Raw genomic sequence first — 26,070 nt, forward strand, 5'->3', positions numbered from 1 at the left:
GGCCCGGCGCAGTTGACCGTGAGGTCGAGGTGCTGTGCGACGCGGCCCGGAGTGGCCAGGAGGCTCATCCGTCAGTGATTCCAGCGCAGCAGCCGCAGCGGTGGCCGCAGATCCGGGCGAAGGGGCCGCGAGGGGGCGGTGAGGTGACACGGTTGGCGGCGGGCCCCCCACTGCTCAGGACGCCGTCGATCCTCGGGTCCTCGCGCTGCCGGCTCCACAGGGCACGGCTACTCGAATCTGTGATCACACCCTGTGGCGAAGACCCCGGACCGGACTGCTCGGACAAGGGCACGCGTACGTCCCGCAGGGGATTCCTTTCGAGCACCTCGACGTACATGATCCGCCCGTCCACGACGTCGATTCGCCGAAGCAGAGGCCGGACGAAGCCTCGTGACCACGACAGGACCGGCAGCAAACATCACACAGGTCACCGACGCCACCGGTACTTCGCCCGAGAGTCCGTACTGCTCAAGCGATAGGGGCTGAGTGGCCCGGTCCGACAGGGTGCGCCAGGCGTCGGATCGGCCCGGTGCCGCGCCCTGCCGCGCGAACGCCGGTGATTTCGCCGATGACGCCCACACTCCGCTCCCCGACTCTTGGCCGGGCAGGCATCCGCATCCCCGTATCCCCGCATCCCTGTCAGGAGTGCACCATGCGTCGTCGTTCACCCCGCCGTCTCCTCGGCATCCTCGCGGCCGTCACGATCGCGTTCACCATGTTCTCCTCGGCGTCGACGGCCGGGGCGGCCGAGACCGCGACCGCATCCGCCTCGGCCACGAATTCTGCTGAAGTCGCCGCTCAGCCCCTGTCGACCAGCACGCCGGTCGTCTTCGTCCACGGGTACACCGGCAACGCCTCCAACTGGGTCACAGCCATGAGTGTCTTCCAGCTCAACGGCTGGTCCAGTTCCAACCTCTTCGCATACGAGTACAACTCCTACGGCAACAACATCACCAACGCCCAGGGCCTGGCCTCCTTCGTCAATGGCGTGAAGGCCCGAACCGGCGCGAGCAAGGTCGCGATCGTCAATCACTCGATGGGCGGCCTCGTCAGCCAGTACTACCTGAAGGTGCTGGGCGGCAACACCAGCGTCAGCCACCTGGCCTCGATCGCCGGCGCGAACCACGGAACCACGTACGCGGGTGCCTGCTTGATCTACACGACCTGCCAGCAGATGTACCCGGGTTCCTCGTTCATCTCCCAGATCACCGCGGGCGACGAGACGCCGGGTGACACCAAGTACGCCACCTGGTACTCGGCGTGTGACGGCATCATCCTCCCGTACACGAGCACCCGGCTGAACGGCGCGACGAACAACAACGTGGCCTGCCAGACCCACATCGGGTACCTGACGGACACGGTTGTGCTGGGCCGGGTTGCCCGCTTCATCGCCTCCTGACCTGCTGAGCGACCCGGAAGTCTCGTCCTCGGCATCTGTGATGCCGGGGACGAGACGCGTCGTGTGCTCGGGCAGAGCGGCCGGTGAGGCGCAATCCGGCCGTCACTGACTCCCGCTCCCGCTCGGCGGGTTGCCGCTGACCTCGGTGACTGCCTTGCAGGGGCCCATGGCCGGCGGGGTCTGCGGGGTGGTTCTGCTCACGAGGACGGGTTCCGGCTCAACTTCTTTGATGCTGCCGCCACGTCGAGTGATCCGATGCGCAGGTATCCGTGCAGGGCTCGACGCAGGTGCTCGTACGATCGTCGGCGGGATGGGGTTCGTAGCGCAGTGGTAGTCGTGCCTTCACGGCATGTGGGAGGACGCCGGTTCGAATCCGGTCGGCTCCCTCCCGCTCTTCCCGGACAGGCCCGCATACTGCCGAGACGCTCAAGCGTGACGCGGCGTGCTCTCCTCACGGAAGCTGAGCAAGAACCCGGAATCGTGCGCATCTCCTGTCGGTACTTGGCTCTGTAACCCATTCCGTGAGGATGACCAACGGCTCTGGCAGTTCGTCACCGAGGGCAGAACGAGGGCGTTCAATCAGCCCATCCTTCGGTGTTCGAGTGCGACTCGTAGGAGTAGCCGGTGTCGCGGTCCCACTCCTCCCTGGTGATGCGTACGTATGCCTGGTCAGGTGCGTAGAGCAGGCTCTCGGCCCAAATGAGGTCATTGGCGTAGGGAGCGAACGCCGCAGGATCCCGGAGGACGCTGTCGAACACGGTGCGGCCTGCGGCGACGACCGCGGCACGGGTGTAGAGGAATGGATCATCGGACAGGTTGTGTCCGTACTCCTTGCGGTCCAGTCGGTAGAGCGCCCATGACAGCTGTTCGGCAAAGCCTATGACCAGCGACAACGGGGACTGGACGAGCCGCTCGGTCACTGCGGCTGCAAGGAGTTCGGCGTCCGGGTCGGGTGCCGGGGGCCTGCATTCCTCGATGAGCTGCCAGAAGGCGTCTTCGTTCATGTCGGTGAGCATGCCGCAAGGGTCTGACAGTTCCGGCTCCCGGCCGATGTGTATACCGCCGACGACCGCGGACGTTCTCCCTCGCCCAGGTTCTCGGGGGTGCCGGCTCATTCAGCCGGTGCCCCGGCGGACTGACGCCGGTGCGCGTGGGACGACACGGATGCGTTGGCGGCTCCTCGGCCGCAGACAGTCACAGATGACCGGCGAGGGCAGTCCGTGAGGTGCTGTCGGATTCCCGGTTGGCCAGAGGGCCGGGAATGCTTGCTGGGCGCGGGCTTCGGGCGGCTGGGACCTTTTCCGAGTCAGGATCGCGGGGGTGGCGGGCAGTCCCCTGCATACCCGTCCTCTTGTCAGACACCGCTGTTACGTTGACGAGAGGATCCTGCTTCGACCTCTGGAGAAGGCACATGTACGACGAACGGCTCGCCGAGTTCTCCCGCGAGCGGCTGGACGGTCGTCCGATACCCGACGATCTGCGCGTGTTGCTCGTGGCGCAATGGGAAGGCCGCAACGACTTCACCCGCCTTCTCGACCTCGACTTCTTCGAGGCGGGAGAGCTCCACCCGCTCCTGGACACCAGCTATCTGAGCGAAAAGGACCTCGCGGACCCGGAGATGCAGGCCCTCAACGCAGCAGCCGCGGAGATGGCCAAGTACGTCAAGCTCGTAGCGAAGGGCGGAAAGGGATGGATCGGCTACTGGCTGCACCCCGGCGAGCCCGCGGACCGTGCCTGGCACCTCATAGAGCTGGACACAGAGTTCAGCTTCTGGACCCTGGTCGGCCTCACCCTGACCGAGGGGGTTGTTGCCGAGCGGTCGAGCTATCAGGATGAACCCGATGAGGGAATCGCGTTCACACAGCTGGCCGCCGAACTCGCCGTGCTCGGCCTGCCGCTGGGTATCCAGGACTACGACGCCCTGGATGACACCGCGTACGGGGTGGACCCGGAGAAACTCATGGAGGAGCTGGTCGAGGCCGAACGCGAGAAGCGCGGTCTTCGCTGAGCGGGGAGACGGCGGCGCCCCCGGTGCCGCAAGGGGAGGCGGTTGCTGTGTTGGCCGCCGCCGGTCATGAGCTGTCCCGTACGTCGGCCGAGTGGGCGATACGAAGAGACATGGCCTGCTACAGCTCATCGACTACCTGGCCTGTTCCGAGTCGTCATCACGTGGCGGAGTGGAGGCGGCGCGAGCAGATGACCGGGCCGCGCAGCTCAAGCCCCACCGTGTAGCTGTCGGACCTCTTGTCGAAGCGCGTGGCCGGTCCCTCCAGCCCTTGATCCTGCTGACGCGTCTTTCCTCGGTGTCGCGCTCCTTGAACAACTCGGCGTCGCAGGAGACCGGACGCCCGCGCCCCGACCGCCCATCTCCTTCCGGCTGGTCCGCCTGGTCCGCCTCGTTCTTCGAGGCGGCCCCTCCTTGCCTTGTCTGGCCTTCTCCTCCGAGCGGTGGCCATTTCCTGGGCGGTGATGATGTACTCGGCCAGGTGCATCACAGCAGCGCCGTGGTGAGCACTCGCGGTGGTGGAGTCGACGCCGGCCAGGGACAGTTCCACGTCGCCCCGCTTCGCGGCCTGCGAGATCAGGCCCTCCAACAGGGCCTCGAAGACGTCGGCGTGCCTCCACTGCCGGCGGCGGTCGTGGACGGTCGCACAGGCGCCGAACTCCCGTGGCATCACTGGCCACTGCCCACCGGTCCTGAAGCGCCCGATCACGCCCTCGAACCGCTGCCGCAGTCGCGCTCCGAGGGCAGACCGTACCCGTCATCGGCAAGTATGGCTGGCTCGATGAATACCCGCTCCACATCCGACAGTTGCACTCGCGTCATTCAAGATGCTCAGACGGGCCAAGTCCCGCCCACGAGGACGAATCCGTAGTTGGATCACGACACTTGGCAAGGGCCCAAGCCAGCGCGTTGAACAAACCAGCGGGGCCTGGAAGGCTAGTGCGTCATGATCGATGATTTCGCGAAAGAGTACCTGCACAATGATCTGCGGCGAATCCGCGAGGCGATCGTCTGGAAGCTCGACGGGCTCTCCGAGTACGAAATCCGCCGTCCCCTGACCTCCACTGGAACCAACCTTCTCGGCCTCGTCAAACACTTGGCGACCTGGGAGGCAAGGTATTTCGGCGAGGTCTTCGGGCGCCCGTTCCCGGACCCGATGCCCCATTGGGACAACAAGGCCGCGAGCGGCACCGACCTCTGGGCAGCCGAGGGCGAGTCCCGTGAACAGATTATTGGCCTGTACCGGCGCGCATGGGAACACGCGGACGCGACCATCGACGCGCTCGACATCGACGCGCCCGGTCATGTGCCCTGGTGGCCGCGCCCCGACGTGAAGCTCTTCAACATCCTGGTCCACGTGCTGACCGAGACCAACCGGCACGCCGGCCATGCCGACATCCTGCGTGAACAGCTCGACGGTGCGGTCGGCACCCAGAGCACGGACATGCAGGAACACGATGCGGCCTACTGGGAGAATCACCGTGCCAAGGTCGAGCAGGCCGCCAGAGCGGCCGGCCGTCGTGACCATGTGCTGGTGAACGATGACAAGCGCCAGGATCATCCCTAGGCCCTGTCGTCAAACTGCCGTCGTCGCCCGAAGGGCGGCTACGCTGCGTCTGGTGCGTGCGACCGCAGGGCGCTGGAATAGTCTCGCAGTGGAGCTGCCAGGGCGTTTCGGCAACGCTTCCAGCGCCAGAACGCCGAGTGGCAGACGGCAATTACGCCAGGAGTAGTTCCGCCATGTCCCCAGGCCGTAAAGGCCCGCCCAGGTCCTGGCAGAAGTGCCTGTGCGTCCGGGCTCAGACTCCCGGGGGCAGACACTCCGGCACAAGCAGCACGCTGAGCATCCTGCGGAGCTCTCCCTTCCGCGGACCGCCATGCCTACCCTGGCAGGCATGACTACGGGGGATGAACTACTCCTGCTCGCGATAGTCCCGGGCAGGCAGCGCATACGCATACGCAGCGACAATCGGCTTCGGTACGCCCTGCGGGCCTCGGAGTTGGCAGATCTGTGCCTGGCCGGACGGATCGCCGTCGGGCGCCGACGGATCGAGGTGTTGGACACCCGGCCTGTCGAAGACCGTCGCCTGAGCAATGTCCTGCAAGGTCTCGGCGCAGCTACTCCCCCGCCCGGCCTCAAGGACTGGCTGCGCCGGACACCGCGCTCCCTGACCATCGAGTACCTCTCCCAACTGGAGGACCAGAAGGCGGTTCGTGTCCGTCGGTGGCGCGATTCCAGCGGCCGTACTCGCAACGACATTCTTTCCGTGAACATGCCGCGCCGCCAGGCGCTACTGATCGGCCTCGACAGCGTGGTCCGCTCTGGCTCGGCAAGGTCCACCGCTGACCGCAACCTCACCCTCGCCGTGCTTGCCCAGGCCGCGGGCCTCGCCCCTGCCGCCTACCCTGGACTGCGCGGCATCACCGGCCGCCGCCGTATGGCCGCCCTCGCCGCAACGCACCTTCTCACCCCCGCAGCCGCCGGAGCGGTCCCGGCCGCCGACGTGGCGCTCGCTGCGGCACTGACCACCGGCGCCGACGTCCTCACCCGCCAACTCCTCGGCGAGCTCAGTGACCTCTACGCCGACTTCACTACCGGCGGCCACGGTCTTGGCCACGGATTGGACTCCGGCGGTTGGTCCGAGGGCGGCGCAGGCGGCACCGGCCACCACGGCGACGGGCACGCCAGCTGGTGACTCCGACAGCCGGGAGTCGCACGGCTCTTGACCTTGCCCGGGCCCGGCGGAACTCGGTACGCGAGCCGTGCGGGCATCCCTCGCCATCCATCACATGACATGGTGTCAGGGGCTCCTCTACTATCCGTAGCTTAGCGTCGAGCCCACATCAGGAGCGATGCGAGAGCGACTGCTGCCTGGTAGGACTCGGCGGTCTTGTCGTAACGCGTGGCAATGCCGCGCCATTGTTTCAAGCGGTTGAAGCAGCGTTCGACGACGTTGCGCTGTTTGTAGAGCTGCTTATCGAAGGTTGGCGGGCGCCCGCCGCGGCATCCTCGGCGGAGCCGGTTTCGGATCTGGTCGGCCCGTTCCGGGATTGTGTGCCCGACACCGCGCTGTCTGAGCCAGACCTGGATGGCTTTGGAGCTGTAGCCCTTGTCGCCCAGGACGTGATCGGGCCGATTCCGTGGCCGTCCCGGTCCGAGGCGGGGCACCCGTATCGCGTCCATCACGGCAGTGAACTGGGTGCAGTCGTTGGTGTTCCCACCAGTGACAGTGAAAGCGAGCGGACGTCCCAGGGCATCGCAGGCCAGGTGGATCTTGCTGGTCAGTCCGCCCCGGGAGCGTCCGAGTGCGGGACTGCCCCCTTTTCGTGCCCCGGCGGCGTGCTGGTGAGCCCGGACGGCCGTGGAGTCGACCGACACAAGCCAGTCGATGCCCCCGGCCGCGTCCGCCTTCGCCTGGGCGGCCCGGAGCATCCGGTCGAAAGTGCCGTCCAGGGCCCACCGGCGAAATCGGGTGTGCAGCGTGCCCCACGGGCCGTACCGCTCAGGAACGTCCCGCCATCCCACCCCGGTGCGGAACTTCCACACTATGCCGTTGAGCACGGTGCGATCATCCAACCGCTTCCGCCCTCGCAGCGACGCGGGCAGTAGCGGCCGGACGAACTCCCACTCGACGTCGGACAGTTCATGGCGCCGTTTCACCCGACCATGATCCACTAAGCAAGGGCTTCTGAAGACACTGCCTAGTGCTGTGAACGGGGATGGTTCACCGTGGTCGGGAGACGGCTCACGGGACGAGCGCGTTCCGCGAGGCGAGTGGTATTACTGGTGCATGCAGGAAGAGACCGCTCGGTCCGCGATCGACACATTCATCTCCGCGTTCAACGCCTCGGACGACAGCTATGTGACTGCGCTGCTCTCCCAGGCCCTAACCTCGGACGTGGTCTTCTGGGGACCGTTGGGCCGCAGTGAGGGGATCGAGGCGGTCGAGCGGTTCGTGCTGGACATCCGGCGCCACCCGGCGGGGACCGGCACGATGGTGCGCTGTTCGGCGGTGGACATGCCGGACGAGTGGGCCCGGTACCAGTGGGTCTTCACGACGCCGGATGGAGGCCCCCGCCTGGCGGGAACGGACGTCGTCCATCTGCGGCGGAGCCTCATCGACCAGGTCATCGTCTTCGCGGGGGAGATCGAGCCGTCCGCCTCCTGAGTCATTCTCCTCTGGTGCCGTCCTTCTCCTGAATTGGCCCCGTTCGGGCTCCGGGTCTGCCCAGCCGGGATCATCTTCACAACGCTTCGGTCGTCCGCGCTTGGCCACGAGCGGACCGATGATGCGCTGTGGCTGTGTAAGTTCGCGGTTGGTCAGGCTGCGGTGTTGAGGGGCGTCCGCCCCAACGGATGCCCTTCTCGCTTCGTATGCGGGCGCGTTCCTTGCGTTCGGCGGCCAGGGACGTCGCGGTGGCGGGCGTTGGCGTTGCGCCAGCGTAGACAGGCGTGCAGGGCTCGTGTCTGCACGGTGTGGTTGGGGTGGCTGGAGTTGGCGATGGTGAACTGCCTCAGCGGTCCGAAGTGGGCCTCGATGGGGTTGGCCCAAGAGGCGTAGGTCGGGGGTCAAGGCCCGCCCTCAGCGCACGCCAGGATGATGCGGGCCTTTTCAGCCGAGCGCCGGTGCGGCACCTCTGTCCGGCGCAACAACTCGGCACGCTCGGCCTCGGACAACGTGATCGCCACAGCAGAAGGCCCCGAATGCGACATGACAACACGGTACTTACTGACCTTCAAGATTTCTGGCGCATCACACTAGTTGGTCCACCGCCGGAGGTCCTCGGTGTCCAGCTCCCTGGACACCGGCCGGATGCTGCTTGCGATGCCGGTGCCGATGCCGGTGCCGATTGCCGCGAGCGCGGCCGTGATGGCTGCCCCTCCCCAGGCACGCATGCCGCTTCGACCCGCTCGCGCGCCTGACGGTTGCAGAACGTGGGAGTTCGAGAGTGCCTTGCGCCGCAACCGGCAACGCTCGCCTCGCCTGTGGAGACGGAGGAGTAAATCGGTGGGTTGATGCAGGGGAATCTGCCACGATCGCCGGATGGGCGCATTGGAAGCAGTGGCAGGCAGGGTTGCTGGCGGGGCCACCGTGGCGTTCCGGCCCAGCGGCGCCTCGATGGTCCCGCTGATACGCAGCCGGCAGCAAGTGGTCGTTGCTCCGGTCGACCCGGCGAAGTTGGAGGTCGGGGACATCGTCCTCGCCCGTGTCGCCGGGACGGTCTACTTGCACTTGGTGTCGTCCGTGGACCCCGCCAGGAAGCGGGTGCAGATCAGCAGTAATCGTGGCCGCATCAATGGCTGGACCAGCCACGATCGCGTGTTTGGTATCTGTGTGGCAGTCGACGGCGCCACCCGGTCAAGAGTCGAAGGCAAGACGCTTGGGGCCGACTCCAACGAATTCTCCTGAACCTGACGCTCCAGTGGCATCTGGCCGCCAAGCTATGCGTTTCAACGCCTGAAGACCTGGAAGACCTCCCGTGATCCGGACTGCGCGGCCAAGAAGGCCCGCAGTGAGCATCTCTACACGATCGCCGACGGTGAGGTCATAGCCGAGGAGGATCCGTTCGGCTTGAGCACATCCCGCCGTGTCACCCCACCCCTGCCCGGCACTTTCGCATGATCTCGTTGGGTGTCGTCCGGTCCAGCGCCGGTCCGCGGATGGCACGTGGGACAGGACTTTCTGGGGCCAACCGGGGAGGGTGCGGTGCCTTCACGTCTCGGTGCGGCGGTGCCTACGGGTTGTGGGTTACCCAGAGCATTTCTGCCGGCCAGCGGTGTGCCCAGTCAGGTGGGTCGGTCTGGTTGTAGCCGTTGGCTGTTCCGGGTTCGGGCCGCGGCTCGATGAGGTCGTCGATGACGAGACCTGCGCCGCGCAGGACCTTGATCCAGCCGCCGTAGGTGAGCTGATAACTGACCGCGCCCTGGCCTTCGGCGATGGCGTCCAGCCCGAAGTAGTCCTGGTGCAGCGTAGTGGTTGCGCGGCTGGCGGCTTCGTCGTAGCAGGCTTCGAACCATGGGCTCGCGACGTTGAACACCAAGCGCCCACCGCGGCGCAGTACGCGTACGGCCTGCGGGACGGCCAGGTGCGGGGGCGCCCAGCTGAGCCCGCCGTAGTCGCAGAACACCAGGTCGAAGCTGTCGGCGGCGAACGGGAGGTGTTCGGCGGCGCCTTGCACCAGCGGGTAGCGGGCCGCTCCCATCGCGCGAGCTGCCGCGGCGAGCTGGGCTTCGGACAGGTCGATCCCGACCACGTTGGCACCCTCAGCGGCGAGCGCCCTGGACCACTGGCCGGCGCCGCAGCCGAGTTCGAGGACGCGCTTGCCGGTGACGTCACCCAGGGCTTGCAGGTGCGCATCGGGGATGGCGTACGTGCCCCACAACCGGGGCGATGCACCGATCTGCGGGTCGTGCTTGCGCTGATAGGTGCTGCTGATCTGGTTCCAGAGCCGCCGGTTGGCAGAAGTGCTGTCCACGGGCCGACTCAACCACTGCCTGCCGGGGGCGGTCAACACGATTGCGCTGCGACCGGGAAGGTTCACCGGTTCACCTGTTGTACGACGCCGTGCAGCTGGGGCCGCAAAGGACCCCGCCCTCCGCATCTCTGCTCCCGGGTGGTCGCCCGCCTGATGCCGGAGGCTCCGGAGGTGCGGATCCCTGGCTCACCCCGTCGTGTGCCACCGGCCGCGGCGAACTGCCGGGGCACCGTCGTCTCGGCATGTGGTAATCGGACAGCACACCGCGGTCATAGGAGCGGATTGGCTTCAGCCGCCGCCAGGCCGATGAGCGCGCCCCAACCGAGGCGAGCACACCGGGCCACCCGTCCCAACCGGCAACCCGGCGAACCTATGCGGTCACGGCACCGGCGGGTTCGCCTGGATCAGGCGAGGGAGGCGGGTCAATGGAAAGGGAGGGTATGGATGACTTCAGAAGGATCGTGCCCCAGTCACCCTGCACCTCGTAGTTGTCGTCGTCGCGGGTCAGGGAGTCGACTGATCCGAAGTCGAGAGTGCCGCTCGCGTCGACTGCCGGCTTGACGACGCCCTGGTCCGTCCAGTGCAAGTCACGTATGTGTGAGAAGGCGAGCGTGGCCTGCCGAAAGCAGGCGCGATCTCCAGGAAAAGGCGCCCCGTACTCCGGGTGGCCGGGCAACAGCATCAGATCGAGCCGGACGCTCAGGACACCTGGATGGATCGTGATGTCCAAGACGTAGCTGTCTTCCAGACGGACGAACTCGAACCCTGGAAGGTTCGGATAGTTGTCGCGCACGGCCTACCCCTCGGGCTGGCTGCAAGGTTTTGATCATGATGCTGACCAGAGGAAGATGCCAGCGATATGGAGACCGGCGAGGTGGATGGTTGAGGTCTTCTCCTCGCGGGTGGCGATGCCATGCCACTGCTTCAGGCGGTTGACGCACCACTCGACGGTGTTGCGCTGTTCGTAAGCCTCTCGGTTGAAGGCAGGCAGTCTGCCACCGGTCCGTCCGAGTCGTGTGCGGTTGGGCTGCTGATCGGCCCGTACCGGGATCACCGTTCGGATGCCTCTTCTGCGCAGGTGGTTACGGATCTCGCGAGAGGAATGCGCCTTGTCTGCCAGGACCGCATCTGGCCTGGTCCGAGGCCGGCCTCGGCGCCGAGGAACGCGCAGGCGTGCCATGACGCTACGGAAGGCGGGTGCATCGCCGGCCTGCGCCGATCACCGTGCTTGCCTACAGGGCACGGCGCCCGAGCTACCCCGCCCGGTTGTTGGCGAGCCCGATGCCCCATGGACAGCTCTGGCTCGCCGTGGCCCACCGGCCACCGGTTCGCCTGCTACAAGGGCAGATACCAGCGAGTTCGTGCCCACTTCCGTGCCGAGCAACTCTCGACAGATCCGGTCACTGCACCGCGGCCTTCACCTCGCACGGTCGCTGGCTGGATCGTCCGCCACCCGACCCCCTCACCGAAACGGAATAGATCCGGCTCAAGGCCGTTCTGGTCCACTGCCCCGAACTGGACGCACTCACCGGACATGTTCGGTCCTTCGCCGAGATCCTCACCGCTTCCGCAGCGTCGTGCATGGCGCCGTCGACTGCTTCGAGCACGGATCGCCAGCGGGCCGTGTCCACCTTCCCGACGCTCAGCTGCTGCTGAAACTCATGGACAAAAGCTGTCGCTGAAAGCGAACGAAGCCAGACGTCGGATTGCGAGCGCCCTCTCACCGCATCGTCCGGTGATGCGAGCGCCCTCGCATAGGCTGGCCGTCTCATCCGACGTACCGCGACGAGGGTCAGCCCATGCGCAGCAACACCAGGATCCGCCTGATCGAGGCCGCCGACGCCGCCCCGATCGCCGCGCACAGGGTGCGGGACTTTGAGGCCTTCCGGCAGTGGGAACCGGCCCAGCCGGCCGACTTCTTCACCCCGGAGGGCCAGGCGGAGCGGATCGACAGCCTGCTGGCCGGATACCGGGCCGGTGTGGTCTGGCCGGGAGTGGTGCTCGCCGACGACCAGGTGATCGGGCAGGTCACCGTCGGAGGCATCCTGCCGCAGCCACACCTGCGTCGCGGATCCGTCGGGTACTGGATAGCCAGCGTCGCCCAGAATCAGGGGCACGCCGGGAACGCCGTCGGGCTTGTACTCCGGGTGATGACGGATGAGCTCGGGTTGCACCGCGCCGAGGCGTCCACCAATCTGGAGAATCTGCCGTCGCAGCGGGTGCTGCGTCGCAACGGGTTCAGCCCGTACGGCGTCGCGCACTCCGCGATCCTTCTAGACGGGAGCTGGCGGGACGGGCTTCTGTGGGAGCGGGTCCTCGGCGACTAGAGGGTGCCTCCTTGATAGGGCGTCAGTTGATCGGATGTGTCTGTTCGGTGAGTGAGCACTGATGCGATGTGGGGTCCGGATCGAGCGTTGATGCCGGCCGATCCGGTCATTGGACGACGGTGGGCCGACCACCGCCGGACCCGGGAGGCGATCGCGTGCGGCCTCGATGTACGGACGGACAAGCTAAGGGCTGTCCCGTAATCCCGCGCTCCACCTTGCTGCCATCCTCATCCGGAACCGGCGCTGAGTGAGGCGTTCGAAGGTTCGTCAGGTCAGTGAACGGACAACGAGCTGGTTCTGCTCTCCTCGAAGATGCCGGACAGGTTGTTGACGTCCTGCTGGTTCAAGTCGCAGGGACCTGTTGACCCTGCTGTTCGACGTGCACGATCAGGATGTCGTGGCTGTCGATGACCTCAGAGATGCCCCGGGTCTCGATCGTGTCCGACCACGCGTCCAGGTTCCGGCCGAACCGCTCCGGCAGTCTGCACGGCTCGCTCACCGCGTGCCGGAAGCCGTTGAGTGACTCGATCAGCCGCCGACCGTGCAGGTCGACGATCAGCTCGCTGTGCGTGATCGCAGCAGACTACGATTGTCGAGTGATCTGTCGAAGCCGGTGGGTCGACAGCCTCGCCTGCCGGCGGCGCTGTCGGTTGGCCCGCTGAGTCCTCGGCTCTTCTGGGGGGTGGGCTTGACTTGGCGCCTGCGTAGGCGGCGGTCGTTACGCCAGGATGAGTACGCTTCGTCGTCGCTGACGTGATCAGGCCGGGTGCGCGGGTGACCGCCGCCCGGCCGTGGTACGCGAACGTGCTGCAGGGCCGGAATCATCTGAGGTGCATTCGCCTCGCTGCCTGGGCGTGACCATTACTGACAGGGGCGGGCAGCCGCCGTCTGCGGCCAGATTTCACTCGTCGAGCTTTGGTGCACAGCACGCTATGTAACCTGGTGAGCTGTTCGAAAGGGAGGGCGGGACGTGGAGAAGCTGGTACAGGGAGATGTCGCGGAGGCGCTTCGTGACGGGAGTGGCGAGGCGATCTGTCTGTACGTCGCCGCCTGCGCCGAGCGCATGGCGCCGCTGTTCATGGGGGTGCGAGCGAACGTGCCGGGGCGGGAATCCGACGTGGAGTTCTACGCGGAGTCCGTACGCGACCTCTGGTGCGCCGACCGGCCGCTCGCCGACGCCGCCGAGCGTGTACGCCTGGTGGAGCGCTTCCCGGAGCTTCAGCCGTCCGAAGAGGGGATCACCGATGTCGCCGATACCTACGCCTACTTCGCTGTCCTCAGCCTGCGGCATGCCCTGCTCGCCCACGGCTGGGGAAGTGCTGATGAAGCGGTGTCCTGCGGCCACATAGCACTCACCGCGATGGGGATGCTGGACCGGGACGGGGCGGGTGCCGACCTTGTTGCCGAGGAACGAAGGCTCCAGTCCCTGTCGCTGAACGGCGACACCGCGACTCTGTGGGATACAAGTGTCACGGCAGGCCGGGAGAGGTTCCGTGCCGTACTGAGCCGCCTGCCCCGATAGGCGCGCCCCTGAACGGCAACGGGTCATGCGGTCGCTGCACTCGCCCCGGTAGGCCGAGCAGGGAACTCCATGGACCGCGACCGTGTTTACGGTGGCTTGGAGCAGGTGCCGAACACCTAAGGCGGTATGGGGGCGGTCGTTTCGCCGGTGAACTCGTTTTCTGTGTACGGCAGTTGATTCTTTCCGGTCGGCCATGTGCAGTGGGAAGATGTTGATCATGTCTGTCATTCGAAGGGGCCGTGCCGCGTAGATCGCCGGCTTCACTTCGGCCGCGCGCACCGGCCTGGGGAGGACCCTGGGTGCGGTCTCGCGATGTCCCCCGGCTGTCGGGGGCAGCGAAGGCAGTCGTCCGTATGCCCGAACACGAGCGTACGACCCCAGGAATCGTGTCGGTCGCGCTGAGCATGTGGTCTGTCCGTGTCCACCGCTCCCGGCGCCGTTGGAGGCGTGATCGTGCTGCTCACCGGGTTCCGGGCCCGGCCCAGGACCGAACGTTCTGGGCCGGGTCCGCGATCGTGTCGGCGCGATCAGCTCGCGACGTCGGCGAGGGCTCCGGGTTCGTAGGAACCGCCCTGGTTGTTCAGGATGACGCCGAGGCGGTTGGTCGCGTTGATCATGGCGACCAGGGAGACGAGCGCGATGGCCTGGTCCTCGTCGTAGTGCTTGCGCACCAGGGACCAGGTCTCGTCGGACACCCCTTGAGAGGCATCGGCGATACGGGTCCCTTCCTCGGTGAGCGCCAGCGCGGCCCGCTCGGCCTCGGTGAACACGGTCGAATGGCGCCAGGCGGCGACCAGGCCGAGCCGCGCCGAGGTCTCACCTGCGGCCGCGGCGTCCTTGGTGTGGATGTCGACGCAGAATCCGCAGCCGTTGATCTGGCTGGCACGCAACTGCACCAGTTCCTGGGTGTCCTTGGGCAGCGGCGACTCCTGGATCGCCTGGCTGACGGCATAGATCCGCTTGCCGATCCTGGCGCCGACCGCGTTGGCGAACAGGTTGATACGGGGTTCCATCTCTGGTCCTTACCGTCACTGGTGTGTGCCGCGCGCAGCATTGGCGCGGCTTCCTGACGAACACGAGACGCCGGCCGCGCGGCCCGTGTGACAGTGCGGCGATGTGACGCAGGCCACCGGGCTCGGCTGTCACAATTCGGTGCGGGGCGGCGTCTTGTGCGTGACACGGACGAGAGCGCACCGACAGGGAGCCAGGAATGAGCGAGCGCGGCGAGCGGGACACCGGCACGGCCCGGCACCATATCCGTGACGGCAGAGTGGACCGCGCCACCGAGGCGTTCGTCGCCCATCGCAACCTGTTGTTCACCGTCGCCTACGAGATGCTCGGCTCCGCGGCGGACGCAGAGGACGTCCTGCAGGAGACCTGGCTGCGCTGGGCGGACGTGGACCTCGACATGGTGCGCGAACAGCGCGCCTACCTGGTTCGGATCACCACGCGCCAGGCACTGACCAGACTGCGCACGCTCCGCCGGCGCAAGGAGTCCTACGTCGGCCCCTGGCTGCCCGAGCCGCTGTTGACCGCGCCCGATGTGGCCGAGGACGTCGAACTGGCCGACAGCGTCTCGATGGCGATGCTGCTGGTCCTCGAGACACTCGCGCCCACCGAACGTGCGGTGTTCGTGCTGCGTGAGGTCTTCGACCTTTCGTACGACGAGATCGCGGCAGCCGTCGAGAAAACACCGTCCACAGTCCGCCAGATCGCGCACCGGGCACGGGCTCATGTCGCGGCGCGCAGGCCCCATGCCGTCGCATCCCCGGCCGAGACCCGCAAAGTGCTCGCGGCGTTCCGGCGGGCGATCGAAACAGGCGATCTGCAGCGCCTGCTCGACATGATCGCCCCCGATGTCGTCCTGCTGACCGACGGCGGCGGAGTCGTACAGGCCGCTCTGGAGCCTGTCGTGGGCGCCGGCGAGGTGGCTCGTGTGCTGGACAGGATCACCCATCTGCTGGGCCGCAGCACCGGAATGGTGCTGCAACCGACACAGGTCAATGGCCATCCGGCCCTGCTCGTCTGCCGCGACGGCGATGTCGACAGCGTCATGGCGGTGCGCCTCGACGGCGGTCTCATCGCCGGCCTCTATGCCGTACGCAATCCCGAGAAGCTCTCGCGCATGGACCGCGAGACCGCGATGAGTCGCTGAGGCCGATGCGTAAGCCTTCGCCGGGCGCTCTTGGCCGAGGAGATCCCGGACCCGATGTCCAGGTACCGGAGCCGGACTCCTGCCGCGGACCGAATGCAGCCCGGACGGATCCGGGCGGACGGGACAGGCAGGGGTCCGGACATCCACCCGGTCTTCGCGGCGGCCCTCACCATCGACGCCTGCCGCTTCCGTCTACGTCACCGCCGCCCGCCGCCTGTTCGCGAACGAGTCGGCCGCCTGCCTCACCCGGTCGCGGCCGTCGGCCTGATCGCTGCGTACATGAGCATGTCCACGCGCTCGCCGCCGATTTCCTGATGGCTTCGGAGCAGCCCCTCGCGCTCGAATCCGGCGAATTCAGCCGTGCGCACGGAGGCCGTGTTCCACGGCTCTATGTAGAGCTCGATCCGGTGCAGCTCCGGGATGGACCAGGCAAACCGTGTCAGGGCGATGAGCGAGTGACCTGCAACTCTGCGGCCCCGGTGGCGAGGCGCGACGGAGTACCCCGCCGTGGCCCGGCCTGCGGCGATGGGGGCGAGATACAGGCCGGCTGTCCCGAGCGCCTCGTCGGTCTCCTTGTCCGCAACGCAGAAGGAATAGCCGGCTCCGGTGCGAAGACGGCTGCTCTGCCGCTCGATGTATGCGAGGGCCTCCGGATGGTCGGCGTTGCCAGGCAGCGAGCCGGTCTTGGGCACGTAGGCGTCGGTCGACAGGTCCATGAGCATGTCAGCATCGCGCTCCTCAAAGGCCCGGAGGCGTACATCCCCGAAAGACGGAGCGGCGATCGGCATCACAAGCTGGGCAGCACTCATACGGGCGATCATCCCATTCGCCGCCTGACCGGGTGGAGAGCGTCGAAGGTGACGCACGGTCCGCGCCGAGCATGTGCGTTCCGGCAGCCTCGATCGCCGGGCCGCTGTCGGTCATGGCGCAGCCACTTGCTCTTGTGCGTGAGGGCCACACGCCCTAGCATCCTGAACATGTTCACTGAACGCGTCCAGTCGAGAGCGGCGCAACGGGAGGCGACCCACCGCAAGGTGCTGTCATCGGCCGAACGGCTTTTCCGTGAGCAGGGGTTCGGCGCCAGCACGATTCGCCAGATCGCCGCCGACGCCGAAGTGAGCACGGGCACCGTCATGTCAGTGGGCGACAAGAGCGCGCTGCTCGTCGCCATCTTCGACACCTGGATCGCCGCCGTGCACCACAGCAGGGAGGGCCAGTACGAGCAGGGCGACGTGACTCCACTGGCTCCTGCCACGGCGGCCCAGGAGGTCATGAATCTCGTCGAACCCTTCATTGCCTACTTCTCCCTCGACGTCGAACTGTCCAGGGAGTACGCCGCAGTCATCGTCCGCGGCACCCATGAATCAGAGGTCTTCCAGGCTCTCGCCCAGGCCTTGCTCGCCGAACTCGAAGCACTTCTGGCCCGCACTCCGCTCACCGCCACCGAGGCGGGCGCCGGTGCGCGCACCATCTACTTCAGCTACCTGGGCATCCTCATGACCATCGGCAACGGCGCCCTTGAACCACAGGCAGCGATCGCACAGTTCCAGGAAGTCATCCATTTCGTCGCCCACCACGAAGGAACTCGACCATGATCAGTACACCTGACCCGTGGTGGCCCACTGCGCTGCTCGCCGTGGTGCTGTTCTCCGACGCGCTGATGTCGGTGCGTCCCCCGGCGTTCGTCCAGCAATGCCTGGACGGAGTGCGCTTCCCGCGTGACTGGTGGTGGGCGCTCGTAGTCATCAAGCTCCTGGCAGCGGCAGGGCTCGTCGCCGGACTGCGGTACGAGGGGGTCGGGGCAACGGCGAACGTTGCGGTGATCGCCTACTTCGTTTGCGCCGCCTACGCCCACTACCGGGCGCGCTTCCTCAAGCAGGAATTCTGGCTGAACTGCCTGGGCATGCTCGCGTTGTCAATTGCCGTCCTGTTTCTCTCGCACACCTCCACGATGTGACGGAGGCAGCCGCAATCAGTGACCGAAGCTTACTGAGCGTTCCGCCTACGAGCCGCCCGGGCCTCTGTGAAGGCCGTCGCGATGTCCGACATCGCAGCGGCGAGGAGCCTGTCATCTGGAGCAGCCACCGTGTATCCCGCCAGGAATCCAGCAGGTTGCCCCAGCCGGAGCGGGTGACGCTATCAGGCGTCAACTTGAGTCTCGGTGCTGGGCGCACGTCGACAACGAACAGGCACAGGCACCGCTCCGGCGTGTGCTGCCGGAGATCGCTCGGCGATCGACCGGAGTGAATCCGGACGATCCATGTATGGGCTGGCTCATCGACGGCCTGGTTGCAGGGGATCAGGGGGGCCAGGGCGTCCAACGGGGGTCTCTGCGCTGCGAGGCGAGAGTCAACCACCGGTTGGTTGTGGTGGGTTGGCCTTCGGACATAGCTTTCGCTCCGTCGGCAGCAGCCGGCCGCAGCCCGTCTTTCTCCTGGAGTGAGAGTGAAGAAGAAGCTCGTCCTTGCCGCGGTTTCAGCCGCCGTGTTCGTCGCGGCCACCGCCACCACGGCTTCCGCCAGCGTTGAACAGCACGGATACGGGATGGTCACGGTCTGGGAAGGCGGCGCCGCAAAGTGCCGCGCGTACACCACCAACATCAACCCGAGCGACTTCAACTCGGACATCAAGGGTGTCTTCGAGTCGTACAACGGCGGCCTCTGCCAGGCCTGGATGGAGCGCAAGAGATACAACAGCGACGGCACGGTGAACTACAACTGGACCACGGTCACTGACACCTACACCTTCGGCTTCGGCACCGTCTAGACCGGCTGGCACTGGAACGGCACCGACGCGGGCTCCCGTGTCTGCATCATCCGCCTCGACACCAACGAGAAGGGCTGCTCCCAGGGTATTTGGTAGTCGCCCCCACAGGGGCGCCGACGCGGCAGCCAAACACCTTTCGGGGGTGTTCGGTTGAACCATCCGGCGCGCATCCCTTCTGCGTGGATGCGCGTGAGCACCGGATGGCGTCAGCGCGGTGGAGCGGCTGAATCCGCCCGGCAGGAATACGGCCGTACGTCACTCTCGCTCGTCCGGTTGTGTGATTCGAGTTCGGATGTGCGAAGAAACGTGCAGAACTGCCGTTACGAAGACGGTGCCCGCCGTGCGGGTGGTGCGCCCGGTGGCGCCCGGGCGGGCGCCGGCTTAGGGAAGGGCTTGCTGTTGATCGTTGAACGGGTGGGTGTAGCGGTCAGTGAATGTCAGGGTCACATCCGCCGCATATGAGTGCCGTTTACAGGTGAGAGTTGCGGAAATGTCCCTGATTGGTAACCGGCTCGCGTATGTCCACCGCGCGCCGGCTCCTGGGCGCAGTGTTCTGGTTCTCGGCCCGGGACGGGTCGGGAAACCCGTACCGCTCCGCCGCCCGTATCGGCCGGCAGGGGCACTGTTCTTGAGGAGACATCACCTTGTCTGCTTCTTCGGCCACCCGCCGTATCGCCGCGACCGTACTCACGGCCGGCGCTCTTGTCTCGGCGGTCGCTCTGCCGGCCTCCGCGCAGGACCATGACCGTCACCGCACCCATGACCGGGTGCTCATCAGCGATGTCCAGGCCGACAGCCCCGGACGCGACAACGGCTCCAACCGGTCGCTGAACGGTGAATGGGTCGAGATCACCAACCAGAGCCGCCGCGCGGTCAACCTGGACGGCTGGACCCTGCGCAACCGTGACGGCGACCGCTTCCGCTTCGACGACGTACGCCTCGCGGGCCGCGCCACCGTCCGTGTCCACACGGGTGTCGGCCGTGACACCCGTACGGACCTCTACCAGGACCGCCACCACTACGTCTGGGGCAACTACTCCGACACCGCGACCCTGCGCGATGACCGGGGGCGCACCGTGGACACCGAGTCCTGGGGCCGCGGCGGACACCACCACCGCTGACCACCGGCGATAGACCGGGGATGGTGAAGGGTTGGCTGCCGCCCCACGGCACACAACCTCTTGCCTTCCCCACGGGGTGCCGGGCAGCCGCCCTGCCCGGCACCCACGCCCGCAGTCCTCTGCGCGGACAGTCCTCGCCGTCAGCAGCCGCCGGGGCGGCGCCCCCAAAATACTTCTCACCTGCTCGATTCAGCCGGTACGGTCTCGATCATGTTCCTGCTGCGGGGAGCCCAGGAGTCACGCGCGCGGTCGCCCCCGCAGTTCCCACGTCGAGAGTAGGTTTTTGTCGATGGCATGTCGTATCAGTGAGCTCGTGCTCGGTTGCCGCGACCCCGAAACGCTGGCGCGGTTCTGGTGCGAGGTCCTGGACTTCGTGGTGCTCGATCGAGAAGGGAACGAGTACTTCGAGATCGGTCCGCGCGAAGGGTTCGGCGGCCCGCAGCCGACGATCATCCTCAGCCGCAGGGACGAGCCGGAGCCGGGGAAGACCCGGCTGCACATCGACGTCAACGCCACCGACCGCGATCAGGACGCGGAACTCGAACGCCTCCTGAAGCTCGGGGCACGCCCGGCTGACATCGGCCAGACCGGCGAAGAGCAGTGGCATGTTCTTGCTGATCCCGAGGGCAATGAGTTCTGCCTGCTCAAGGCTCGTCTCAACCCGCTCTGACGGTTCCCCGTCCCCGGGCGGGCCCCAGGCCGAGGCGCCCTGAATGGGATCGTGTGAAAGTACAGGCAGCGGTGGTGGGTGCTGGGCCGGATCGGATATGAGGGCACATCCGATCCGGCACCTTGGATGCGCACGGTGGCGGAGCCCGTTCATACGCGCACCCTGACCGACCATGAGGAGCATGAGCAGCGGTTGCGCGAGATAGCCCTCGCCCTGTGCGTCGCCGCTTTGTTCGTATTCAGTCTTGCGGGGATCGAGCGAAGGGGTCGCTCGGCGTGGCGTCGCGAGTCATGCGCACATTGGGCAGCCTTCCTCTCCAGATCTCTCGCTCACCTGTGGTCCTGAACCCGTATCGCTCGTAGAAGTGGACCGCCCGCTCGTTGTACTCGGTCACCCACAGGCGCATCGGTGAGTTTCCTGCCCAGGCCAGGAACTCGGTCATCAACCGGCCGCCGATACCCTGCCCCTGGGCTTCGTTCACCAGATACATCGGCCCGAGGGAGACCGCGTCGTCCCGGCGACCGCAGAGAAAGCCGATGATCTCCGTCCCGGAGCGGGCGACGCGGCAGAACAGCAGGTCCGGTCGCTGCTCGGCCGCTTCGATGAACTCCCGCCACTGGGCTATGCCTTCTGCGGTGGCAGAGGTGCCGCGGTGCTCACGGATCCAGGTCTCATCGATCCCGGCAGCCGCGTTCGGGTAGGTCTGCAGCCAGATCCTCAGCTGCAAAGGCCCCAGAGCCGCGCCGTCGTCGGCACTGGGGGCGTCGATTACGTAGGTCATGGCAGCCATTCTCTCCGCCACTGCGGCGTCACTGCTCCTTGTCGGCGGCTACGCGTTTCGCACCTTCGACGCCCGTGTGGAGCTTGCCGGGACGATGTGCTCTCACCGGGCCGCAGGAGCGGGATCTGCGCGTTGGTCACGGAGGTCCGGGAGCCGGGCGCGTTGTTCGGCGGCGGTCTGTACATCCTTGCGCGTTGGCTGCGGCGGGTGCGCGGGATCGGGCTGGCGGCGGCCGGTGACCGTCCCGAGGAATGGGTTCACCGACCGCGGTCTCTCCGGCGAGATCCGGAATGGGGCAACGGTCACACGGCCACGCCGGTCTCCTCGCGCGGTCCCGCCGGGGCGGCGTCGGGAGCCTGGCCGGCGGGCGGCACGGTGGGGAGGGTGTCCGACTCGCCGGCGGAACCGCCGGCCGTCGAGCGGCGACGCGCCACGAAGGTGATCGCGATGAGTGTGAGGGCGACGGTTCCGGAGAGCGCGGGCCAGTACACGTAACGGTAGTTGGACTCGGGAGCCGTGGGCAGGTAGGCGAGAATGTAGAGGAGGGAGCTGGCCCCGATGAGCCGCAGTTCCCGGGTGTAGGGGCCGGCCCACCGGCGACGCAGCACCAGCACCAACGAGACAGCCAGCCAGAACCAGCCCTGGAACAGCAGCGGCAGGTCGCGGGCGAAGCCGGTCACATAGTTCTGCAGCGCGAACCTCAGCGTGTCGTTCAGCGGCTCCTTCGCCGCCTCGGGGTGCAGCCGGGCGCCGGCATTGACGTGGGTGCCGTTCCAGAAGACCTGATTGCTCTGGAAGAGCAGTTTGGTGAAGACCCGAACCCGGTACTCGGCGTAGCCCTTCCAGTGCCGCGGCATCTGCTGCGTCCACATCCGGACGACAACGTCGGCGTGCCGGTTCAGATACGTCACGTCGAACGGCCGGGGGTGCGGGAAACACTGCAGGTACGCATCGGAGGTGATGTGCCGCTTCTGGCAGTTGACGGCGGCGGTGACCAGGCGGTCACGCAGGTCCGCTCCCGCGCCCGCCTGTCCGGCGGCGGCGCGCACCTGGGCCGGGGTGAGGACGTGGGTGAGATCGTCCACAGGGATCACCGCGTACACGCGGGTGGGTGACGGGTTCGTGGCCGCGGACACGCCGGCGCTGCCCGCGATCACGACCGTGAGGAATACGCCTGTGGCGGCCAGCCAGCGGCGGCGGCCGGGGGCGGGCCACGCCGCGAGGACCAGCAGGGCGAAGACCGGGATCGCGGCGGGAACACCGTTCTTCCGTACGAGGGCGGCATACGCGAGGAAGAGCACCCCCAGCACCAGCAGGGCCCAGCGGGTCCTGGGCCGGTCCTGCGGCAGATCGCGCACAGTCAGCGCGATCGCGAAGACGGCGAGGAGCGCGTACGCCAGGTGCACGTCCTTCCACACCACTCCCGTGAGATTCATGATGTGCGGAGCAAGGCCGACGGCCAGCACGGCGAGGGAGAGCCCGCGGCTGCCGGTCTTCCTCCACGCCAGCCGGGCGAGGACCCACAGCGTGCCCCACAGCAGGGCCGCCTGCAGGGAGGCCATGGTCGCGAAGTCCCCGGTGATCCCGATGGTGATCCGCCAGGCAAGTGCCATCACCGGCGGATGCCAGTCGTTGACCGGCTCGTCCCCCAGCGCCTGCCCCAGCTGGGTATTGCTGTCCGCGCTGAGGTATCCGGGGTGGAAGACGGTGGCCACGGCGTAGCCGCAGGCGGCGGCGATGGCCGCCAGGCACCACGGCCACAGCGTGCCGTCCCTCCAGGATCCGCGCAGCGTAGTGGTCCACCGGTCGACGGTTGCGGACATGTGGGCGGGGTCCTCCCGGTCGATGATGACGGGTCGCGTTGTCGCTCAACTGCATGCAGAGAGCCAACAGTTCGCGGGCAGCACGGCGGGGAATCTACGCGTACTGGACGTCAAAGGACAAACCGGAATGACTATTCACCTGAACGGCGAGCTCGCTGGGCGGCATCACAAGATCGTCGGCGATTCCGCGAGCTGGGCCCGGACGGCCGGGCCCGTTTCGTCTGGCTGCGCGCGGTCTCCCGACAGGACGTGCCGGCGGCGCTCGCCGGAGGCCCACTGCGCCGGCCCGGTCCGGCGGGAGCGCCGAGGAGCGGACGACGCCACCATGATGGACAGCGGCGATGCACCGCTGCTGACGGCGCGTCCTTCGGCCGGACGGCTATGAGATCCGGGCCACCCGGCAACTGCCCCGCCAGCGGGGCCTCCGTACGGAGAATTCGTTGCCGTCGGGGTCGAGCAGCTGTACCCGGACGCCGTCGCCCTCACCGAGGCCGGTGCGCTTCGCGCCGAGCGCGATCAGGCGGTCGACCTCCGCCTCCCAGCCGGTGTCAGCGGAGAGCGCCAGCTCGAAGTGCAGGCGGTTCGCGCCCGTCTTCGGTGCCACCGGAGGACCGCCCCATGTGATCTTCGTACCGCCGTTCGGCGACTGGATCGCGGTCTCCTCGTCCTGGTCCCAGACCAGCGGCCACCGCAGTGCCTCGCTCCAGAAGTAGCCGACCTCCTGCGTACCGTCGCAGGCGAGCGCTCCGATGAACCCCGTGTCGGCGAGGAACTTGTTGCCCGCCTCGATGACGCAGAACTCGTTGCCGTCCGGATCGGCGAGCACCACATGTCCGTCCTCCGGGAGCTGGCCCACGTCTATGTGCTTGCCGCCGAGCTCGAGCGCCCTGGCCACCGTCTGCTGCTGATCCTGCGCGGAGGTGCTCGTCAGGTCGAAGTGTGCCCGGTTCTGGCCGGTCTTCGGCTCCTGGCCCGGCAGGAACCGGATGCGGAACCCGGATTCATCGGGGGGCACGATCACGACGCCGGTATCCGGAGCGTCGGCCAACTCCCAGCCCAGGACACCGGACCAGAATCGCGCCAGGTCCGACGGCTGGGTCGCATTGAAGCAGATCGCGGACAGTTGACTGGTCATACCCGTGCAGCTCCGATCCACTGACTGTTGACACGGGCCTCGCCCCTCCCGTGGGCGCAGCCTAGGGGTGACGGTGGGGCACCCGCACCCCGGTTTCCGGTGCGGGGGAGAACGATTCCTCACCGGAATCCGCGGAGCCCAGCCTCGCCAGCAGGCGCAGTCCGTCCTCGGCGGGGCCGGCGGGGGCCGCGGTCAGGATCACCAGCTCCATGCTCGATTCGTCCGGTAGAGCGAAGTTCTCCTGGTGCAGTTCCAGCAGTCCGACCAGCGGGTGCCGGTACGCCTTGCGTCCATGTGTGCGGGCACGTACGTCCGCGCGGGCCCAGAGGCGCCGGAAGCGCTCACTGCCCATCGCCAGCTCGCCGATGAGCGAGGTCAGGTGGGGGTCATCGGGGCATTTGCCGGCGGCCAGACGCAGGTGCCCGACCACGTCGACGGTGCACGTCTCCCAGTCCGCGTACAGGCCGCGCTCGGCCTCATCGAGGAAGATGTGCCGGGCTGTGTTCAGGCCCGGCATCGGCCGGCCGTAGAGGAGCCCGGCGAGGCGGTTCCCGGCGAGCACGTCCAGGCGGTGGTTCATGATCAGTGCGGGTGCGTCGGGGACCAGGTCGAGGACGCGCAGCAGCTCCGGCCGGAGCCGCCCGCCCGGCGCCTTCGCACGGCGGCGGCGCTGCCGCGCGAGCCGGTCAAGGTGCCCGCGTTCGGTCTCGTCCAGACCGAGGACGCGGGCGAGCGCGTCGAGCACCTGCTCGGAGGGCTGGGTCGCCCGGCCCTGCTCCAGGCGTACGTAGTAGTCGACGCTGACCCCGGACAGGTGCGCGACCTCTTCGCGGCGCAGCCCCTCGACCCGGCGGCGGCTGTCGGTGGGGATGCCGACGGCCGCCGGGTCGACCCGGGAACGCCGGGTCCGCAGGAAGCCCGCAAGATCGTCCATGCCCTCAGTATGGTCTCTGCGTTGTCCGCGAAGGTGGCCCTGCCAATACCAGGAAGTCCCGCCCGACGGAAGAAGCGCCCCTGAACGCCTGGCGCCGCGGTGCCCAGAATCGAAGGCATCCGATCCGAAGGAGTTCCCCTCATGAAGACGCTGATCGTCTATGCACACCCCGAGCCGAAGTCACTCAACAGCTCGCTGAAGGACCTTGCGGTGACCACGCTGGAGACCGCGGGGCACGAGGTGCGGGTGAGCGATCTGTACGCGATGAACTGGAAGGCGGTCGTGGACGCCGCGGACTACGGACCGCACGCCTCGAGCCCGCTGAAGGTCGCCCTGGATTCGGGACGGGCCTTCGACTCCGGGGCGCTCACCCCGGATGTCCTTGCCGAGCAGGAGAAGCTGCTGTGGGCCGACACGATCATCTTCCAGTTTCCGCTGTGGTGGTACACGATGCCCGCGATCCTCAAGGGCTGGGTGGACCGGGTGTTCACCTACCACTTCGCCTACGGCGTCGGCGAGCACAGCGGCACCAAGTACGGAGACCGCTTCGGTGAAGGCACCCTCGCGGGCAGGAGGGCTCTGCTGTCGGTGACCGCCGGCGGTCCGGAGTCGCATTACACCGCTCGCGGGATCAACGGGCCCATCGACGATCTGTTGTTCCCGATCCACCACGGGATCCTCTACTACCCGGGCATCGAGGTGCTGCCCCCCTTCGTCCTGTACGGCACCGACAGGATCACCCGTGCCGACTACCCGGACATCGCCAAGGCCTGGGAACAGCGCCTGCTCACCCTGGAATCGACCGAGCCGATCGCGTTCCGCCGGCAGAACTTCGGTGACTACGAGATCCCCTCACTCCACCTGAAGGAGGGACTGGAACCCGCGGGCCGCACGGGATTCGGGCTGCACGTGCGCGGCTGACCGGCGGAGCCGGGTTACGGCCCCGAACCGTGGC

The 26,070-nt window shown here is 67.2% G+C and carries 28 protein-coding genes and 5 pseudogenes; 17 read left to right on the top strand and 16 right to left on the bottom strand.

The features are described 5' to 3' along the window. Positions 1 to 652 precede the first annotated feature (652 nt). Positions 653 to 1,399 (top strand): esterase/lipase family protein, encoded by a 747-nt coding sequence (locus OG782_RS36115; RefSeq protein ID WP_406458418.1) that lies wholly within the window; start codon positions 653 to 655, stop codon positions 1,397 to 1,399. A 575-nt stretch (positions 1,400 to 1,974) separates the two neighbouring features. Here OG782_RS36115 and OG782_RS36120 read toward each other — a convergent pair. Beyond that, complete coding sequence (locus OG782_RS36120) at positions 1,975 to 2,403, bottom strand: DUF4240 domain-containing protein (protein WP_406458420.1); 429 nt, start codon at positions 2,401 to 2,403, stop codon at positions 1,975 to 1,977. A 407-nt stretch (positions 2,404 to 2,810) separates the two neighbouring features. On the opposite strand from OG782_RS36120, the gene OG782_RS36125 reads away from it, so the two are divergent. Then, a complete protein-coding gene (locus OG782_RS36125; protein ID WP_406458422.1) occupies positions 2,811 to 3,407 on the top strand; it encodes a hypothetical protein in 597 nt (198 codons plus the stop codon). 157 nt (positions 3,408 to 3,564) lie between these two features. Here the strand turns inward: OG782_RS36125 and OG782_RS36130 are convergent, their stop codons facing one another. Continuing rightward, entirely contained in the window at positions 3,565 to 4,134 is a 570-nt protein-coding gene (locus tag OG782_RS36130; protein ID WP_406459455.1) for a transposase, read from the bottom strand. Between the two features lie 216 nt (positions 4,135 to 4,350). Between OG782_RS36130 and OG782_RS36135 the strand changes: the two genes are divergently transcribed. Then, positions 4,351 to 4,971 (top strand): DinB family protein, encoded by a 621-nt coding sequence (locus OG782_RS36135; RefSeq protein ID WP_406458424.1) that lies wholly within the window; start codon positions 4,351 to 4,353, stop codon positions 4,969 to 4,971. Positions 4,972 to 5,299: 328 nt separating this feature from the next. Further along, positions 5,300 to 6,100, top strand: a complete 801-nt coding sequence (locus OG782_RS36140) for a GPP34 family phosphoprotein (protein WP_406458426.1) — start codon at positions 5,300 to 5,302, stop codon at positions 6,098 to 6,100. A gap of 131 nt (positions 6,101 to 6,231) precedes the next feature. Here OG782_RS36140 and OG782_RS36145 read toward each other — a convergent pair whose 3' ends face one another. Further along, the gene (locus OG782_RS36145; RefSeq protein ID WP_406458428.1) at positions 6,232 to 7,065 is read right to left on the bottom strand and encodes an IS5 family transposase; all 834 of its coding nucleotides are present in this window, start codon (positions 7,063 to 7,065) and stop codon (positions 6,232 to 6,234) included. A 130-nt stretch (positions 7,066 to 7,195) separates the two neighbouring features. On the opposite strand from OG782_RS36145, the gene OG782_RS36150 reads away from it, so the two are divergent. After that, positions 7,196 to 7,573, top strand: a complete 378-nt coding sequence (locus OG782_RS36150) for a nuclear transport factor 2 family protein (RefSeq protein WP_024757633.1) — start codon at positions 7,196 to 7,198, stop codon at positions 7,571 to 7,573. A gap of 166 nt (positions 7,574 to 7,739) precedes the next feature. Here the strand turns inward: OG782_RS36150 and OG782_RS36155 are convergent. Together OG782_RS36155 and OG782_RS36160 are read right to left on the bottom strand one after the other, a co-directional pair. Beyond that, positions 7,740 to 7,971: pseudogene (locus OG782_RS36155) on the bottom strand (IS630 family transposase); the annotation flags it as partial. A gap of 192 nt (positions 7,972 to 8,163) precedes the next feature. Further along, entirely contained in the window at positions 8,164 to 8,301 is a 138-nt protein-coding gene (locus OG782_RS36160; protein WP_406458430.1) for a hypothetical protein, read from the bottom strand. Between the two features lie 148 nt (positions 8,302 to 8,449). Here OG782_RS36160 and OG782_RS36165 point away from each other — a divergent pair, with 148 nt between their 5' ends. After that, positions 8,450 to 8,815, top strand: coding sequence for a S26 family signal peptidase (locus OG782_RS36165; RefSeq protein WP_406458432.1), 366 nt, complete (start codon positions 8,450 to 8,452; stop codon positions 8,813 to 8,815). A gap of 36 nt (positions 8,816 to 8,851) precedes the next feature. Next, positions 8,852 to 8,965 (top strand): annotated as a pseudogene (locus tag OG782_RS36170) (IS630 family transposase); the annotation flags it as partial. Between the two features lie 175 nt (positions 8,966 to 9,140). Here the strand turns inward: OG782_RS36170 and OG782_RS36175 are convergent. The 3 genes and pseudogenes from OG782_RS36175 to OG782_RS36185 form a co-directional block, all read right to left on the bottom strand. Beyond that, the gene (locus OG782_RS36175; protein ID WP_406458434.1) at positions 9,141 to 9,881 is read right to left on the bottom strand and encodes a class I SAM-dependent methyltransferase; all 741 of its coding nucleotides are present in this window, start codon (positions 9,879 to 9,881) and stop codon (positions 9,141 to 9,143) included. A 370-nt stretch (positions 9,882 to 10,251) separates the two neighbouring features. Continuing rightward, on the bottom strand, positions 10,252 to 10,674 hold the full coding sequence (locus tag OG782_RS36180) for a hypothetical protein (RefSeq protein WP_406458436.1): 423 nt from the start codon (positions 10,672 to 10,674) through the stop codon (positions 10,252 to 10,254). A 33-nt stretch (positions 10,675 to 10,707) separates the two neighbouring features. Beyond that, a pseudogene (locus OG782_RS36185) lies at positions 10,708 to 11,085 on the bottom strand (transposase); the annotation flags it as partial. 595 nt (positions 11,086 to 11,680) lie between these two features. Here OG782_RS36185 and OG782_RS36190 point away from each other — a divergent pair. Both OG782_RS36190 and OG782_RS36195 read left to right on the top strand, forming a co-directional pair. After that, entirely contained in the window at positions 11,681 to 12,208 is a 528-nt protein-coding gene (locus OG782_RS36190; RefSeq protein WP_406458438.1) for a GNAT family N-acetyltransferase, read from the top strand. A gap of 66 nt (positions 12,209 to 12,274) precedes the next feature. Beyond that, positions 12,275 to 12,364: pseudogene (locus tag OG782_RS36195) on the top strand (IS5/IS1182 family transposase); the annotation flags it as partial. A gap of 187 nt (positions 12,365 to 12,551) precedes the next feature. On the opposite strand, the gene OG782_RS36200 reads toward OG782_RS36195, so the two are convergent. Beyond that, positions 12,552 to 12,707, bottom strand: coding sequence for a barstar family protein (locus tag OG782_RS36200; RefSeq protein WP_406458440.1), 156 nt, complete (start codon positions 12,705 to 12,707; stop codon positions 12,552 to 12,554). 101 nt (positions 12,708 to 12,808) lie between these two features. Continuing rightward, positions 12,809 to 13,109 (bottom strand): annotated as a pseudogene (locus OG782_RS36205) (IS5/IS1182 family transposase); the annotation flags it as partial. A gap of 69 nt (positions 13,110 to 13,178) precedes the next feature. Here OG782_RS36205 and OG782_RS36210 point away from each other — a divergent pair. Next, on the top strand, positions 13,179 to 13,730 hold the full coding sequence (locus tag OG782_RS36210; RefSeq protein WP_406458442.1) for a hypothetical protein: 552 nt from the start codon (positions 13,179 to 13,181) through the stop codon (positions 13,728 to 13,730). Between the two features lie 527 nt (positions 13,731 to 14,257). On the opposite strand, the gene OG782_RS36215 is transcribed toward OG782_RS36210, so the two are convergent. After that, on the bottom strand, positions 14,258 to 14,743 hold the full coding sequence (locus tag OG782_RS36215; protein ID WP_406458444.1) for a carboxymuconolactone decarboxylase family protein: 486 nt from the start codon (positions 14,741 to 14,743) through the stop codon (positions 14,258 to 14,260). A 197-nt stretch (positions 14,744 to 14,940) separates the two neighbouring features. Between OG782_RS36215 and OG782_RS36220 the strand changes: the two genes are divergently transcribed. Then, positions 14,941 to 15,885, top strand: a complete 945-nt coding sequence (locus tag OG782_RS36220) for an RNA polymerase sigma-70 factor (RefSeq protein WP_406458446.1) — start codon at positions 14,941 to 14,943, stop codon at positions 15,883 to 15,885. A gap of 242 nt (positions 15,886 to 16,127) precedes the next feature. Here the strand turns inward: OG782_RS36220 and OG782_RS36225 are convergent, their stop codons facing one another. Then, positions 16,128 to 16,694 carry a GNAT family N-acetyltransferase gene (locus OG782_RS36225; protein ID WP_406458448.1) on the bottom strand — a complete coding sequence of 189 codons (567 nt, stop codon included), beginning with the start codon at positions 16,692 to 16,694 and terminating at the stop codon, positions 16,128 to 16,130. 168 nt (positions 16,695 to 16,862) lie between these two features. Between OG782_RS36225 and OG782_RS36230 the strand changes: the two genes are divergently transcribed. The 5 genes from OG782_RS36230 (at position 16,863) to OG782_RS36250 (ending at position 20,442) form a co-directional block, all read left to right on the top strand. Next, positions 16,863 to 17,480 carry a TetR/AcrR family transcriptional regulator gene (locus OG782_RS36230; RefSeq protein ID WP_406458450.1) on the top strand — a complete coding sequence of 206 codons (618 nt, stop codon included), beginning with the start codon at positions 16,863 to 16,865 and terminating at the stop codon, positions 17,478 to 17,480. Further along, positions 17,477 to 17,842 (top strand): DoxX family protein, encoded by a 366-nt coding sequence (locus tag OG782_RS36235; protein ID WP_406458452.1) that lies wholly within the window; start codon positions 17,477 to 17,479, stop codon positions 17,840 to 17,842. Before OG782_RS36230 ends, OG782_RS36235 begins: the two co-directional genes overlap by 4 nt. A 488-nt stretch (positions 17,843 to 18,330) precedes the next feature. Continuing rightward, positions 18,331 to 18,651 (top strand): hypothetical protein, encoded by a 321-nt coding sequence (locus OG782_RS36240; RefSeq protein WP_406458454.1) that lies wholly within the window; start codon positions 18,331 to 18,333, stop codon positions 18,649 to 18,651. A gap of 638 nt (positions 18,652 to 19,289) precedes the next feature. Continuing rightward, entirely contained in the window at positions 19,290 to 19,772 is a 483-nt protein-coding gene (locus OG782_RS36245) for a lamin tail domain-containing protein (protein ID WP_406459457.1), read from the top strand. A 289-nt stretch (positions 19,773 to 20,061) separates the two neighbouring features. Next, the gene (locus OG782_RS36250; protein ID WP_406458456.1) at positions 20,062 to 20,442 is read left to right on the top strand and encodes a VOC family protein; all 381 of its coding nucleotides are present in this window, start codon (positions 20,062 to 20,064) and stop codon (positions 20,440 to 20,442) included. A gap of 238 nt (positions 20,443 to 20,680) precedes the next feature. Here OG782_RS36250 and OG782_RS36255 read toward each other — a convergent pair whose 3' ends face one another. From OG782_RS36255 to OG782_RS36270, 4 genes are all read right to left on the bottom strand, one after another. After that, entirely contained in the window at positions 20,681 to 21,232 is a 552-nt protein-coding gene (locus OG782_RS36255; protein WP_406458458.1) for a GNAT family N-acetyltransferase, read from the bottom strand. A gap of 293 nt (positions 21,233 to 21,525) precedes the next feature. Continuing rightward, a complete protein-coding gene (locus OG782_RS36260) occupies positions 21,526 to 23,046 on the bottom strand; it encodes a hypothetical protein (protein ID WP_406458460.1) in 1,521 nt (506 codons plus the stop codon). A 379-nt stretch (positions 23,047 to 23,425) separates the two neighbouring features. Next, positions 23,426 to 24,181, bottom strand: coding sequence for a VOC family protein (locus OG782_RS36265; protein ID WP_406458462.1), 756 nt, complete (start codon positions 24,179 to 24,181; stop codon positions 23,426 to 23,428). A gap of 61 nt (positions 24,182 to 24,242) precedes the next feature. Then, positions 24,243 to 25,115 (bottom strand): helix-turn-helix transcriptional regulator, encoded by an 873-nt coding sequence (locus OG782_RS36270; RefSeq protein ID WP_406458464.1) that lies wholly within the window; start codon positions 25,113 to 25,115, stop codon positions 24,243 to 24,245. 141 nt (positions 25,116 to 25,256) lie between these two features. On the opposite strand from OG782_RS36270, the gene OG782_RS36275 reads away from it, so the two are divergent. Beyond that, complete coding sequence (locus tag OG782_RS36275) at positions 25,257 to 26,036, top strand: NAD(P)H-dependent oxidoreductase (protein WP_406458466.1); 780 nt, start codon at positions 25,257 to 25,259, stop codon at positions 26,034 to 26,036. The last annotated feature ends 34 nt before the right edge of the window (positions 26,037 to 26,070 follow it).

Source organism: Streptomyces sp. NBC_00876, assembly GCF_045207435.1.
In the GTDB taxonomy this organism is placed as follows: Bacteria; Actinomycetota; Actinomycetes; order Streptomycetales; family Streptomycetaceae; genus Streptomyces.